Origin of the sequence: Pantoea sp. UBA5923, from assembly GCF_002431095.1 — a bacterium.
Classification (GTDB): domain Bacteria; phylum Pseudomonadota; class Gammaproteobacteria; order Enterobacterales; family Enterobacteriaceae; genus Pantoea; species Pantoea piersonii.
Window position 1 is genome coordinate 15742 of the sequence record NZ_DJDN01000069.1, and the last position, 14067, is coordinate 29808.

Annotated in this window: 14 protein-coding genes and 1 tRNA gene; 6 read left to right on the forward strand and 9 right to left on the reverse strand. The window is 56.9% G+C overall.

Annotated elements, in window-relative coordinates; translation table 11 throughout:
• Position 1: 1 nt before the first annotated feature.
• The 5 genes from B3797_RS16115 to B3797_RS16135 all read right to left on the reverse strand — a co-directional run bounded on the left by B3797_RS16115 (position 2) and on the right by B3797_RS16135 (position 4841).
• A complete protein-coding gene (locus tag B3797_RS16115) occupies positions 2–730 on the reverse strand; it encodes an HPP family protein (protein ID WP_311782268.1) in 729 nt (242 codons plus the stop codon).
• A 140-nt stretch (positions 731–870) separates the two neighbouring features.
• Positions 871–2082: an oxalate decarboxylase family bicupin gene (locus B3797_RS16120; RefSeq protein WP_311782219.1), complete on the reverse strand. Its 1212-nt coding sequence runs from the start codon at positions 2080–2082 to the stop codon at positions 871–873.
• 317 nt (positions 2083–2399) lie between these two features.
• Positions 2400–3356: an allantoinase PuuE gene (puuE, locus tag B3797_RS16125; protein WP_311791594.1), complete on the reverse strand. Its 957-nt coding sequence runs from the start codon at positions 3354–3356 to the stop codon at positions 2400–2402.
• A 34-nt stretch (positions 3357–3390) separates the two neighbouring features.
• Complete coding sequence (gene hpxA, locus B3797_RS16130; protein ID WP_311782221.1) at positions 3391–4122, reverse strand: allantoin racemase; 732 nt, start codon at positions 4120–4122, stop codon at positions 3391–3393.
• The gene (locus B3797_RS16135; protein WP_311791595.1) at positions 4119–4841 is read right to left on the reverse strand and encodes a GntR family transcriptional regulator; all 723 of its coding nucleotides are present in this window, start codon (positions 4839–4841) and stop codon (positions 4119–4121) included. The genes hpxA and B3797_RS16135 overlap by 4 nt, the downstream gene beginning before the upstream one ends.
• Before the next feature lie 144 nt (positions 4842–4985).
• On the opposite strand from B3797_RS16135, the gene B3797_RS16140 reads away from it, so the two are divergent.
• A complete protein-coding gene (locus tag B3797_RS16140) occupies positions 4986–6482 on the forward strand; it encodes an NCS1 family nucleobase:cation symporter-1 (protein ID WP_311791596.1) in 1497 nt (498 codons plus the stop codon).
• Between the two features lie 61 nt (positions 6483–6543).
• On the opposite strand, the gene B3797_RS16145 is transcribed toward B3797_RS16140, so the two are convergent.
• Together B3797_RS16145 and dnaQ are read right to left on the reverse strand one after the other, a co-directional pair.
• Positions 6544–6620: transfer RNA gene (locus tag B3797_RS16145), tRNA-Asp, on the reverse strand.
• 134 nt (positions 6621–6754) lie between these two features.
• Positions 6755–7486 carry a DNA polymerase III subunit epsilon gene (gene dnaQ, locus B3797_RS16150; RefSeq protein WP_120451124.1) on the reverse strand — a complete coding sequence of 244 codons (732 nt, stop codon included), beginning with the start codon at positions 7484–7486 and terminating at the stop codon, positions 6755–6757.
• A 54-nt stretch (positions 7487–7540) separates the two neighbouring features.
• On the opposite strand from dnaQ, the gene rnhA reads away from it, so the two are divergent.
• On the forward strand, positions 7541–8008 hold the full coding sequence (gene rnhA, locus B3797_RS16155; RefSeq protein ID WP_120451123.1) for a ribonuclease HI: 468 nt from the start codon (positions 7541–7543) through the stop codon (positions 8006–8008).
• Here the strand turns inward: rnhA and B3797_RS16160 are convergent.
• The gene (locus B3797_RS16160; protein ID WP_311782224.1) at positions 7990–8727 is read right to left on the reverse strand and encodes a methyltransferase domain-containing protein; all 738 of its coding nucleotides are present in this window, start codon (positions 8725–8727) and stop codon (positions 7990–7992) included. The genes rnhA and B3797_RS16160 overlap by 19 nt on opposite strands.
• Before the next feature lie 42 nt (positions 8728–8769).
• Between B3797_RS16160 and gloB the strand changes: the two genes are divergently transcribed.
• From gloB to B3797_RS16180, 4 genes are all read left to right on the forward strand, one after another.
• Positions 8770–9525 carry a hydroxyacylglutathione hydrolase gene (gloB, locus tag B3797_RS16165; protein WP_311782225.1) on the forward strand — a complete coding sequence of 252 codons (756 nt, stop codon included), beginning with the start codon at positions 8770–8772 and terminating at the stop codon, positions 9523–9525.
• Between the two features lie 71 nt (positions 9526–9596).
• Complete coding sequence (gene mltD, locus B3797_RS16170) at positions 9597–10976, forward strand: murein transglycosylase D (protein WP_311782226.1); 1380 nt, start codon at positions 9597–9599, stop codon at positions 10974–10976.
• Positions 10977–11255: 279 nt separating this feature from the next.
• A complete protein-coding gene (locus B3797_RS16175) occupies positions 11256–12590 on the forward strand; it encodes an MFS transporter (protein ID WP_271152322.1) in 1335 nt (444 codons plus the stop codon).
• 1 nt (position 12591) lies between these two features.
• Complete coding sequence (locus B3797_RS16180; RefSeq protein WP_311791597.1) at positions 12592–13287, forward strand: cyclase family protein; 696 nt, start codon at positions 12592–12594, stop codon at positions 13285–13287.
• Positions 13288–13289: 2 nt separating this feature from the next.
• On the opposite strand, the gene B3797_RS16185 is transcribed toward B3797_RS16180, so the two are convergent.
• Positions 13290–14067 (reverse strand): endonuclease/exonuclease/phosphatase family protein (locus B3797_RS16185; protein WP_311791598.1); only part of this gene is annotated, 778 nt, incomplete at its 5' end.

Here is a 14067-nt window from a genome sequence, read left to right on the forward strand (position 1 = left end):
TTTAGCGGGCGCGCTGCGCCTGGCGCTGAACCGCAATCGCTTCGGCGCGCTGCAGCAGCTGCTGGATATCATCTTCATCAATATCCAGCAGCTGGCCGCTTTCCAGCGCCTGATGCAGATCGTCACGCGTAATCGGCACATCGATCGCGACCGGCTCCGGCTTCGCCTCGGTTGAAGCCAACGGATGCGGATAGCGACGGCCCGCCAGGTTGTTGAAGATAATCGCCAGCAGCGCCAGACAGAGGGAGTTAAGCAGCACAGGCGTCAGAATATAGTGGTAGCCCAGCTGATGTACGTTGCCGCCGCCGAGAATGGCGGTCAGCGCCACCGCGCCGCTGGGCGGATGCAGGCAGCGCAGCTGAAACATCACCGCAATGGCCAGGCAGGCGGCGACGCCGCAGGCCAGCGGAGCATAAGGAATAGTTATGGCGGCGGTTACGCCAATCGCGCCCGCCACCATATTGCCGCCGACAATGGACCAGGGCTGCGCCAGCGGGCTGTTGGGGATGCCGAACAGCAACACGGCGGAAGCGCCCATCGGCGCGACAAACCATAAATTGACCTGTCCCAGCAGCCAGTGGCTAATCAGACTGGTAATGGTCAGGCCAAGGCCAGCGCCGATACTGGCGATAACGATTTGTTTTTTCGCCACCGGCAGCGGATGCGGCCAGAAGCGGGCAAGAAAAGTGCGCAACGTGCCTCTCCACTTCGCCTGACGCGGTTCAGCTATCTTCACGACGCTCACTCATCAGAAAAAATTATGGAAACGGCCATTGTCGCTGATTGCTTTAACCGTAACAACCATGGGTTTCGCAGGTGCTTCAGGATTCAGACAACTACGCAGGGCTGGCGCAGCGCCAGCCCTGGCGGTTATTTGATTACCGGATTCTTTTGCAGCGAGAGCGCTGACAAAAACGCGTCGTCAAGCTGCAGGTGCTGCGCCACCAGTTCGCGCGGCGTGCTGGCGAGCCACTGGTTAAGCGAAATATCGGCATAGTAGTCGCTCTTGAACAGCTCCAGAAACCGCAGCGGCCCTTTGCCGGTATTCTCAATATAGTGGCCCATGGCGAAAGGCACGTAGCCGACGTCGCCCGCCCGGTAGTCGAAGGTTCTCGCCTGACCGGATGAGGCGAAAACGCCCATGCGCCCCTCCCCCTCCAGATAGTATTGCCACTCATCGTTATTGGGATGCCAGTGCAGTTCGCGCATACCGCCCGGCGCAATCTCCACCAGCGCGGCCGCAATGGTTTTTGAAACCGGGAAGTTAGAGGAGTCGGTAATTCTCACCGTACCGCCCGGCGCGGTTATCGGCTTCTGCGCCAGCATATGATGCGTGAAAACTTTTTTTGATTTTGGCGCGCCCTGAATCGCGTCCGAGGCCAGGCTGCCCGGCACCTTGCCGGCAAAGATATATTCGTCATCCGGCGAAGGCAGTTTTGCAAAGGTTGAGACCGGCACGCTGAAGTTCTTCGCCAGGATATCGGGCGGTATATGTTTGAACCAGTCTGACAACAGAAAGGTACTGTCCTCATCAAAGCTGCCGTCGTCAAAAGCCAGCAGAAATTCGCAGCCGTCGGGTCCCAGTCCCTGAATCGAATGGGGTATGCCCGGCGGAAAATACCAGAGATCGCCGACGCCGATATCGTCGACAAACCAGCCGCCTTCGGTATCAAAAGCGGTAACCCGCGCCTGGCCGAAGGTCATATAAGCCCACTCACCCTCTTTATGCCAGTGCAGCTCGCGGATGCCGCCTGCGTTAAGACGCATATCGACGCCCGCGATGGTGGTCGAGATACCCAGCTCGCGCTGCGTCACCTGTCGCGTCCATCCGCCGCTGCCTTTGCGAACGTGCGCGTCGCTAAAAGAGAAGCGCAGGTTGGGCAGCGTACCGCTGTCGGTGGCGGGCGGGTCGACGATATCGGGATTTTGCGCCTCTCTCGCAGGATCGTGCGGGCCGGGATCGCGCGGCGTACCGGCGGGCCAGGAGGCGATGGTGTCGTGGGCGTGCACCTGGCCTGCCGCCAGCGCCACCGTTCCGCCTGCGGCGAATGCCATAAAGTTCCTTCTGGAAAGCTTGCTCATCAAAACGATTCCTTATTCCGTTAGTAAAAATCTCAGCGGAATATCTATAAACGCAAAGCGAAAACCAGGCGGCAGGCAATATGTAACATTCCACTGAGCGGCGTGGAACCTAACGGTTGTTAATTAATTTTGTTGCGGAAATATTTTTATTTCATTTATGAAACGTTAATAAAACGCGGAGTAAGGCGCTTTATGACGCGCACAAAAGGCTAACGGTTGAGGGGAAGCATTAATTTTTCTGCTAAATAGTCGGTTACAGTTTTTTAACGGCAGCAGACGGGTAGGCGCGGCTGGCTATACAGCCGCGCCCTGTTTTTTCAGGGCTGTGGTGCCGGATGGGTTGCGATCCAGTGATCGGCGATCTGCTGACGCGTACAGATCCAGACGTCGCTGTACTGCTGGATATGGTCAAGGAAGTTTTGCAGCGCTTTGAATTTCCCTGGCCGCCCCAGCAAACGACAGTGCATGCCGACCGACATCATCTTCGGCTGGGTTTCGCCCTCTTCATACAGAACGTCAAAGGTGTCGCGCAGGTAGGTAAAGAACTGCTCGGCGGTATTGAAACCCTGCGGCGTGGCGAAGCGCATATCGTTGCACTCCAGCGTGTAGGGGATAATCAGATGCGGCTTCACGGTGCCGTCCTGACAGGTGACCTGCGTCCAGAACGGCAGATCGTCGCCGTAATAGTCGCTGTCGTAGCTAAAGCCGCCCTGCTCGACCACCAGCCGCCGGGTGTTAGGGCTGTCGCGCCCGGTGTACCAGCCGGTCGGCGCTTTGCCAAACAGGTCGGTGAGGACGTCTACCGCCTGCTGCATATGCTGCCGCTCGGTTTTGGCGTCCATCGACTGGTAGTGGATCCAGCGCCAGCCGTGGCTTACCACGTCGTAGTCGGCCTGCTTGATCGCGTCGACGATCTCTGGATGACGCGCCAGCGCCATCGCAACGCCGAACACCGTCAGCGGCAAACCGCGCTTCTGGAATTCGCGGTGGATGCGCCAGAAGCCGGCGCGCGAACCATATTCGTAGAGCGAATCCATCGACATATGGCGGTCGGGATAGCTGGCCGCGCCGATGATGTCGGAGAGAAACTGCTCGGAGCCGGCGTCGCCGTGTAGCACGTTGTTCTCTGCGCCCTCTTCATAGTTGAGCACGAACTGCACCGCCACGCGCGCCTTGTTCGGCCAGGCCGCATGCGGCGGCGTGGCGCCGTAGCCGATCAGATCGCGCGGATAGTTTTTGTTGAAGCTGTACTCTTTTTTGGCTGAACTATCCATTCATCAGTTCCTGTGTAATTGCGGCAAGGTCACGTTAGTTTAGATGCTGAAACGCGCCTGAGAGAGGTTTAGCTATCGGCCAGTCGAGATCGCCATGCTTGCTGGTGCCAAAGCCAAGCGCCACCAGCGCTTCAACCATTTTCACCGCCGCGCTGACGCCGTCGATAACCGGCATACCCAGCTCCTGCGTCAGCTCACGTGCCAGCGTCGCCATCCCGCCGCAGCCCAGAACAATTGCGCCGCAGCCATCCTGCTGCTTTGCCTGCAAACAACGCTGGCGCACCTTTTCCTGCGCGATACCCGAACCATCCTCCAGCGCCAGCACCGGCAGATCGATCGCGTGCAGCGCGGCGCAGTGATGGGTGAAGCCGTACTGCTGCAGCAAATGGCGCGCAATCGTCAGCGTACGCGGCAGCGTGGTGACGATAGAAAAGCGCGTCGCCACCAGCGTTGCAGTGTGCATCGCCGCCTCGGCGATGCCGATTACCGGGCCGCTGGCCAGCTCGCGCGCCGCCAGCAGGCCGGGATCGCCAAAGCAGGCGATAACATGGCCGCTGACGCCCTGCGCTTTGCCGCGCTTTACCTGCTCCAGCACGCCGATCGCCGCGATAGCTTCGTCGAAATGGCCTTCAATCGAGGGCACGCCCTGCGACGGCGAAACCGCGATAATTTCAGTGCCTGGCGCCGCCACCGCGCGCGCCGCCGCGCCGATAGTTTCCGTCATCGCGAGGCTGGTATTAGGATTGATCACCTGGATCAGGCTCATGATGTCACCTCTTTATGACCGGCAAATAACCGTGAGAAGTCGGGCAGCGTCTCGCCGCTGCGCTCAAAATGCAGGCTGGAAACGATATGATCGAAGTGGTGCTGCAACGCCTCGGTCAGCGCGGCGAGATTGCCGGCGCGCAGATGGGCGACCAGACGATCGTGATCGTCACAACGGCAGCCCTGCTGCCAGGGCGCGCCCCAGGCGGCAATCACCAGCGAAGTGCGCTGCGTCAGGCGCGTCACCAGTTCGGTCAGCACCTGGTTGCCCGCAATAGCCTGTAGTTCGATATGAAAGGCGGCCGAGAGACGGATAGCCGCCGCGCCGTCGCGAGCCTCATGCGCCTGCTGCTCCTGCGCAATGCGCTGCGTCAGTCCCGCCAGATGCGGCGGCTGCAGATGCGCCAGCACCGCGGGCAGATTGCCGCATTCGATCAGCGCGCGAGTGCGGAAGATATCGCGCGCCTCGTCAACGCCGGGCGTGGCCACCTGTGCACCGCGCCTGGGCAATAGCGTCACCATCTGCACTGCGGCGAGGCGCTGCAGCACCTTGCGAATACCGGTGCGGCTGACGCCAAATACCTCCGCCAGCGCCTCTTCCGGCAGTTTGCTGCCCGGCGGCAGCTGGTGTTCCACAATGGCGTTCATCAACGCCTGAAAGATAAATTCGTCTTTATCCCCGCGATCGACGGCCAGCGTCTGGCCTCTTTCACTTTTCATATCCTGCTCCCTTGAAAGGCTGCGTGCGCTTATCGTATACGCGAAAATATTTTTTTGTATACAAGATTTCAATTGTGGCCTAGATCCTGCAATAGCCTTTCACGTTGCTGTAACCATTAAACATCGTTATTAGGAGCAGGTTTCATGCCAAACTCTCGAAAAAATTCTTCTGCGTCGGCTGCTGAAGCCCGCGCGCGTTACAGTCCGCGCCTCACCAACGAGGATCTGGCGCCGACGCGCCATCAGAACTGGACGTGGTATAACATCTTCTCTTTCTGGATGTCGGATGTGCACAGCATGGGCGGCTATGTCGTCGCTGCCAGCTTTTTTACCCTTGGTCTGGCGAGCTGGCAGGTGCTGATTTGCCTGCTGGCGGGGATCTGCATCGTGCAGCTGTGCGCGAATCTGGTGGCGAAGCCGAGCCAGATGGCGGGCGTGCCCTACGCGGTTATCTGTCGTCAGGCGTTTGGCGTTTTCGGCGCGAATATACCGGCGGTAATCCGCGGACTGATCGCTTTCGCCTGGTACGGTATTCAGACCTGGCTGGCCTCCAATGCGCTGATGCTGGTGCTGCTGAAATTCTTTCCCACGCTCGCAGCGATGACCCATGCCAGCTGGCTGGGTCTGTCGCTGCTCGGCTGGTGCTGCTTCAGCGTGATGTGGTTTTTACAGGCGATGGTGTTCTGGCACGGCATGGACGCCATTAAGCGTTTTATTGATGTGGCAGGCCCTGCTGTCTATGTGGTGATGGTGGCGCTGGCGGGCTGGATTGTATACAAGATTGGTTTAAACGGTATCTCTTTCACGCTCTCAAGCAAGTCGCTGAGCGCAGGCGAACAGGGCTGGCAGATGATTACCGCCACCGCGCTGGTCGTTTCCTACTTTTCCGGGCCGCTGCTTAACTTCGGCGACTTCGCGCGCTACGGCAAAAGCATGGGCGAGATTCGCCGCGGCAACCGCTGGGGCCTGCCCTTTAACTTTTTACTCTTCTCCGTGGTGACGGTGGTTATCGTCTCCGGCACCCAGTCGCTGTTCGGCAAAATGATCACCGATCCGATTGAGACCGTCAGCATGGTCGGTAACGATGTGGCGGTGGCTATCGGCCTGCTGACCATGATCGCCGCGACTATCGGCATCAATATCGTAGCGAACTTCGTGTCACCCGCATTCGATTTCTCTAACTGCTCGCCGCAGAAAATCAGCTTCCGCACCGGCGGCATGATCGCCGCGGTCGGCTCAGTGCTGCTGACGCCGTGGAACCTGTTTCAGTCGCCGGAGCTGATCCACTATACCCTCGACGTTCTGGGCGCCTTTATCGGGCCGCTGTTTGGTATTCTGCTGGCGGATTTCTACCTGATTAAACGCAGCCGCGTCTCTGTTGACGACCTCTTCGACGCGACGCCGCAGGGCCGCTACTGGTATCGCGGCGGCTTTAACCCGAAAGCGATCTGCGCGCTGCTGCCGTCGGTCGGCATCGGCCTGATTATTAGCTTTGTGCCGGCGCTGCATGAGGCCGCCAGCTTTAGCTGGTTTATCGGCGCGGCGCTGGGCAGCGGATGCTATCGCTATCTGGCGCGCAACGAGCGCGTAGCGGGCGCGGTGAAACCTTTCGCCGGTAGCGTAGCGATGCAGAAAGAGTAAGGATTGAAACGTCAGAAAAGCAAAAGGCCGATTCATTACTGAATCGGCCTTTCTGAAGAGTTGGCGGTGCGGACGGGACTCGAACCCGCGACCCCCGGCGTGACAGGCCGGTATTCTAACCGACTGAACTACCGCACCGCGCTGTGTTCCCCGTCGGGAACGAGGCGCATATTAATGGCCCCTCTTAACCCCGTCAACGCTTTTTATCGCCGCGCTGCGCGTTTGCTGTTTTTTTACGCTTAACGCTGATTTAACCGGCGAAACGCCCCTTGTTAACCGCGCCACAGGCAGCTTCCGCCCTTTTTCATCACCAGATCGAGCCGCGACTCGTGCGCCATCACCTCTTCATCCGACGCCGCCACTACGCGCAGCGCCGAAGCGGGCCGTACAATGCGCTGAATGGTTTCGCTCTCATTCTGCTGCGCGCCGTCCCCTTCCTGCGAGAACGCCAGCAAAGTCTGGCCGCCCGTCATCGCCAGGAAGACCTCCGCCAGAATTTCGGAGTCGAGCAATGCGCCATGCAGCGTACGCTTGCTGTTGTCGATCTCATAACGCGAGCAGAGCGCATCCAGGCTGTTGCGCTTGCCAGGGAACATCTTGCGCGCCATCGCCAGGCTATCGGTGATCCGGCAGAAGGTTTCCGTTTTCCCAATGCCGCGGTTCAGCATGGAAAACTCATAGTCCATAAAGCCGATATCAAACGACGCGTTATGGATCACCAGCTCGGCGCCGCGAATATAGTCGAGGAATTCGTCCGCTACCTCAGCAAAGGTCGGCTTATCGGCGAGAAACTCATCCGCAATGCCGTGTACGCCGAACGCTTCCGGGTCCACCAGCCGATCGGGGCGCAGATAGATGTGGAAGTTATTGCCGGTCAGGCGACGGTTAACCACCTCTACCGCACCGATCTCAATGATGCGGTGGCCTTCGTAATGGACACCGATCATGTTCATGCCGGTGGTTTCAGTATCGAGAACGATCTGGCGGTTATTTGCAGTGCTCATAGGATTCGTTTTATGTCAGACTTGGCGTTTTTATCAGAAGGAAGTCTACCAGAGATGCGCAAGAAGGTAGAAATATTCACCGACGGATCCTGCCTTGGCAATCCAGGTCCCGGCGGCTACGGCGCGATTTTGCGCTACGGCCAGCACGAAAAACTGTTCAGCGCCGGTTACCGGCTCACCACCAATAATCGCATGGAGCTGATGGCGGCAATTGTGGCGCTGGAAGCGCTGAAAGAGCCCTGCCACGTGGTCTTGAGCACCGACAGCCAGTATGTGCGTCAGGGCATCACCAGCTGGATCCATAACTGGAAAAAGCGCGGCTGGAAAACCGCAGAGAAAAAACCGGTGAAAAACGTCGATCTCTGGCAGCGTCTCGACAGCGCGCTCGCCGGACATGAGATCGAGTGGGAGTGGGTCAAAGGCCATGCTGGTCATCCAGAGAACGAACGCTGCGACGAGCTGGCGCGCAGCGCGGCGTCGCGTCCGCAGTCAGAGGATATCGGCTATAAGGTCGAATCCTGATCCTTCGCCGCGCGGAACTGCCGCGTGGCGTTAACCGCCGGGCGCAGCTGCGCATTAGAGAGCGCCTTTTTCGCTTTTGTCGGCGTCAGCGGGAAGGTGCGCTTGCGCGCCACGACGATATTGAGGCAGCCCAGTGCAGGTAGATGCGCGCTGATGACCTTGCCGCCCTGTCGGTGCCAGGGCACTACCTGAAAGCGGGTGCGGAATACCACTTCATAATTAAGCAGGCTCAGCCAGTCAAGCAGCCGCATCTGACTAAACATACGTCCGCTCCACGGCGCTTTGCGCTGGATGCCGGGCAGCGCTTTACTGACGCCCAGCAGCGAGAAGGGATTAAAGCCGCTAATAATCATCCAGCCGTCGTCAATCAGCACGCGATCCACTTCGCGCAGTACCCGATGCGGATCCTGGCTCCACGCCAGCGTATGCGCCAGCAGACAGGCATCAATAGATTTAGACTCAAAGGGCAGCTGAGTCGGCTGCGCCAGCACCTGCAGCAGTTCGCCTTCGCTGCCAACATTGACCTGGTGTGAAATAGCGCAGTGCTCGGTGTTGATTTCTGCACTAAGGTTGCCAATCTTAAGCATATGAAAGCCATAAAGCTTTCCAAGGTAAGGCTGTAGTTGCTGGGTCAGCGCGTCGCGGAAATAGTCTCCCCATGGCATATCACGCCATGAGTGCGGCGCAGTCAGAATCTGGCGTGTTTTAGCGCGCTTCATGCTTTACCATCTTCCTTTTCTAACGGCCTGCGAGAGGTGATTATGAATCTTACCAGTATTCCTGCGCTACAGGATAACTACATCTGGACGCTGAATGATGACGCGGGCAACTGCCTGATTGTCGATCCTGGCGAAGCGCAACCTGTGCTGGAGAAAGTGTACGCGAACCGCTGGAAACCCGTCGCGATTTTATTGACTCACCATCATCACGATCATGTCGGCGGCGTACAGGCGCTGCTGGAAAAATTTCCCGACCTTGAGGTTTTCGGTCCACAGGAAACCGAAGATAAAGGCGCGACCAGAATCCTGTGTGAAGGCGATACGGTAGAGCTGCTGGGGCTGACGTTCAGCGTCATCCATACCCCTGGTCATACTTTAGGACATATCTCATATTACAGTTCGCCTTATCTTTTTTGTGGAGACACCATGTTTTCCGGCGGATGCGGCCGTCTTTTCGAGGGCACAGCCGAGCAAATGTATGAGTCTTTTCAAAAGCTTGATCAGCTTCCCGGCGATACCCTTGTTTGCTGCGCGCATGAGTACACTTTATCTAATTTGAAGTTTGCTGCGGCTATTCTGCCTCATGACCCGCAAATTATGGCCGAATATCAGAAAATTAAGGACTTACGCGCCAAAAACGGCATTACTTTACCCACAAAACTGGCGCACGAACGGCAAATAAATTTATTTCTACGAACGCAAGAGCCTGATTTACAAAGAGCATTAAACATAAATTTAACACCCGGGCACATATGGGACACATTCGCCCTTTTACGTGAGAAGAAAGACAAGTTTTGATTTTTCGGGTTGTGTTGTGACAGGGCGTCACGTATAGTTGCTCGTCTTTTAAGCGAACTATTGACACACACATGAAGGCTAAAGCGATATTACTCGCCTCGGTCTTGCTGGTGGGATGTCAGGCATCAAGGAATGACGCCAATATCCCCGAACAGCATGCCCAGAGTCTGTCTTCAGCTGGTCAAGGTGAAAATGGAAAGTACGGTGATCGAATGTTGTCGCCGCGATGGCAGGAAGATGGAACTGGCCTCGCAGAAGATAGCGATCTCTGGAGTTTCATTAGTGACGAGTTGAAGATGGGGATTCCGGAAAACAGCCGGATCCGCGAACAAAAACAAAAGTACTTAAAAAATAAGAGCTATCTCCACGATGTAACATTACGGGCAGAGCCGTACATGTACTGGATAGTCGAGCAGATACATAAACGTAAGATGCCGATGGAACTGGTACTGCTACCCATAGTGGAGAGCGCTTTTGACCCCCATGCAACCTCATCCGCCAATGCCGCCGGCATCTGGCAGATCGTTGCAACAACGGGCAAAAACTATGGTTTGAAACAAAACCAGTGGTACGACGGGCGCCGCGATGTAGTGGCCTCGACCAAGGTTGCGCTGGATATGATGCAACGTCTGAACAAGATGTTCGACGGCGACTGGTTACTGACCGTCGCGGCTTATAACAGCGGTGAAGGACGTGTGCTGAAAGCGATAAAACAGAATAAGGCGCGTGGAAAGCCCACCGATTTCTGGAGTTTATCCCTGCCGCGTGAGACCACGGTCTACGTACCTAAAATGCTGGCCTTAAGCGATCTGCTTAAGAACAACAAGCGCTACGGCATTAAACTGCCGACGCCTGACGAAAGCCGCGCGCTGGCGCGCGTCGAAGTCGGTCAGCAGATGCAGTTGACCCAGGCTGCCGAAATGGCGGGTATGTCGCTCAGTAAGCTCAAGAGCTTCAATACCGGCTATAAAAAAGGCGCTACCGCGCCAAACGGACCGCAGTACATTTTAGTGCCTAAGTCCCATGTGGCGCAGCTGCGTAACTCGCTCGCATCCGGCGACATTGCAGCGGTGCAGCCGACTCAGCTGGCGAAAAACAGCGCGTCAGGCAGCAGCTATAAAGTACGTAGCGGCGATACGCTTTCTGGTATCGCAGGCAAACTGGGCGTCAGCGTAGCTACGCTGAAGCAGCAGAACAATTTGCAGGGCGCCAGCATTCGTCCCGGTCAGACGCTGACCGTAGGCGGCAGCGGAACCAGTCTGGCTGATAATAGCAACAGCATCACCTATCGCGTGCGTAAAGGTGATTCTCTTGCCAGTATTGCAAGGCGCCACGGCGTCGATATCAAAGATGTGATGCGCTGGAATACGGTCCTGAGCAGCACGAAAGATATCCAGCCCGGCGACAGGCTAACGCTCTTCGTAAATAATAGCGCATCGCCCGATACCTGATGCGTCGAAAAGGCCAACATTTGTTGGCCTTTTTTCATTTCTGTCCCCTCTCCCTCTCTATTCCTGCGCCTTACCTTTTGAAGGCTAACCACTTAAAACGCGTGACGACGATCAATTATTAACCACAAAATACTTGTATGGCAGTAGCTGTCGAGCCATGTTAACAACCCTGTTTTCGTGTAGCCAGATTGTTACTTCTGGCGTGGTTGCGCGAGATATAACCGATGCCGCACTGCGGCATTCACTTTCGCCCCAGGGCCAACACTACAGGGTAAGGTTATGAGCGATAGCCTGGATCAGGAGTTAAAAGCCTCACAAACGCAGTCCGGCGAGGAGAATCACGCCGGGAACGCGCCGGTCAAACGCGGTTGGCTACCGCGCGCCCATCCGCTTTCGTGGTGGATGCTGGTGATCACCACGCTGGCGATACTGATGAACTCGATTGACCGTATTATTTTGCCTACGCTGCTGCCCGCCATAATGAAAGACTTCAATATCAGCGAGGTGCAGGCCGGCTGGATCAACTCACTCAGCTTTATCGGCACGCTGACCGGCGCGGTGCTGTTCGGCCTGCTGTCCGATTATATCGGTACCGGCTATCGCCGCTGCTATAGCTGGTGTCTGGCGGTGCTGGTAGAGATCGTTTCCGGAGTCGCGACCGCCTTTTGTAAGACGCTGGGTGCCTTTCAGCTGCTGCGCGTGTTTATGGGAATGGGCACCGGCGGCTCTGAACCCATCAACGTCGCGCTGCTCGGTGAGTGGTGGCAGAAAGAGAATCGCGGATTCGCCATTGGCGTTCACCATACCGGCTTTCCGCTGGGGCAGTTTATCGGGCCAGTTTTGATCGCCGCTATTCTGACTTTCGGCGACTGGCGCCACGCTTTTCTGTTTATCCCGCTTATTGGCCTGGGCATCGTGGTTATGCAGCTGCTGCTCGGCACCAAAAAGAATCATGGCAAGGTGTTCCGCTGGATCGATGAAAATCGCCTTACGCGGCCCATTGAACCGCGTCCTCAGTCATCCGGTTTAGCGTCCTCTTTCAGCTGTCTGAAAAACCGTAACTGCCAGATGGCGATAGCGCTGGTATTCGGTTTTACCTGGGCGGAGATGGGTATCGCTAACTTTCTTACGCTACAGCTGACGCGCGAGGTGGGGCTTGATCTCTCCACGGCGGCGATTATTTCTGGCGCATCGGGGCTTACCGGCTGGGCAGGCCAGATCCTCTGGGGCAGCTTTTCTGACATACGCGGACGCAAATCGTCGCTGGGTTTCATTATCGCCGGCTGGATTGTCGCCTGCGCGCTCTGCACTTTTATTCATTCAGCCGCGCTCGCCTGGGCGATCCTGATTTTCTGGGGGCTGTTTCGCAACTCGCCCTACCCGGTTGCCTATGCGCTGCTGATTGACTCTGCTCCCCATGCCGCCGCCTCCAGTATGGGTCTGATGATCGGCCTCGCCGTAGGTATCGCTGGTATCCTGGTGGCGCCGGTAAGTGGCTGGATCATCCATAGCTGGGGCTTTGGCGTTCACTACGCAGTCATTGTCGCGGTGCTGCTGCTCTCCTGCCTGCCGCTGCTGCTTATCAAAGAAACGGTAAAAATTAAGCGAGGATAAGATGACTCCACTCTGGACAGCGTTACGTAACAGTAAGGTGATTGAGCTAAACCATCTCTATCAACCGTTGATGCCGGTATGGCCGACGCATCCTAAATTTATGCTCGGTGAAAATGAAAGCTACGCAGGTGGAGATGGCAACTATAACTGTCAGCTGCTGATGGGCGATCACTGCGGCACGCACGTCGACTCCCCTTCTCATTTTATTCCGCAAGGAAAGACTATTGAGCAGGTAGATGTGCGTCAGCTGATGGGCCGCGGCGTGCTGATTAACGTACGAAACGTCGAGGCCGGCTCCACTTTTGGTACAGAGGAGATTAACCGCTGGGAGCGGGATAATGGCGCTATTGTCCAGGACGATATCGTTATTTTTCATACGGGCTGGGATGAGAAATGGGCGCGACGTCCCGAACAGACAGCCTTCTTAACCGGCTGGCCGGGCCTCTCTGCCGCCGGTGCGGAGATGCTGCTCGCCAGAGGCGTCAGCGTATTTGGTACGGATGCGCTGTCGATCGATGCTTTCGGCAGCGAAGAGAATCCGGTTCATCAGCGGGTGTTAGGCAGCGATAAGGTGATTATTGAAAATCTGGCGAATCTTTCCCTTTTACCGCCTACTTTTACTTTTATCGCGCTGCCGCTGCGCATTGAGCGAGGTTCCGCTTCGCCGGTTCGCGCTATCGCTCTGCTGGAGCATTAACCTCAGCGAGCCGCGTTAAACTCTACCAGTAAGGGATTATGGTCCGATGCGCGCGTCACCAGCACCGATGCCTTACTGACGCTCATATCGCGATAGAAAACGAAGTCCAGGGGACGGCCAAATGCCTTACGTCGATGATCGTCAGTGAACCGTACCTCTTTTAGCGCCATTTCGCGTGCAAACCGGTAAAGCGCATGGATGCGCTGACGGCTCCAGGCGTTAAAATCGCCCGCCATGATAACCGGCCCTTTATGGTGCAGGATCTGCTCGCCTATCGGCCCCAGCTGTTTGCTGTAGACATCAATCCCCAGGCTGAAATTGACCGCATGAATATTGACGACCATTAGCATTTCGCCGGTCGGTAATGGGTAGGCGGTGACCAGCGCTGATTTAGCCAGACGCAGTAGCGGCTCGCGTTCACGCAGTGGACAGCAGTAGACCGGATGAGCGGACGCCAGCGTCATCACGCCAGAGGGATGCTGCGGCAGCACGAAGGCGGGAACCTGATCGGCGGCAAGGTAGTTGCTGGTCGCGAACTGTACCAGCTCCGGCGTGGTTTGCGCCTCTTGCAGCAATACAAGGTGCGCGTCTTTGCCGAATCCCTGTAATACAGACATCCAGTCTGCGCGCTGCTGCTTGAAGATATTCCAGACCAGCACTTTTAGATGAGCATCAGGCGAAAGCGGCGCACCGGGAGGCAGCGCCTGGCCGAGATGTAGCATGGCACCCGGCGGAAAGATCTGCTCGACCGGCTGACCCGCGACATATCGCATTGCATAA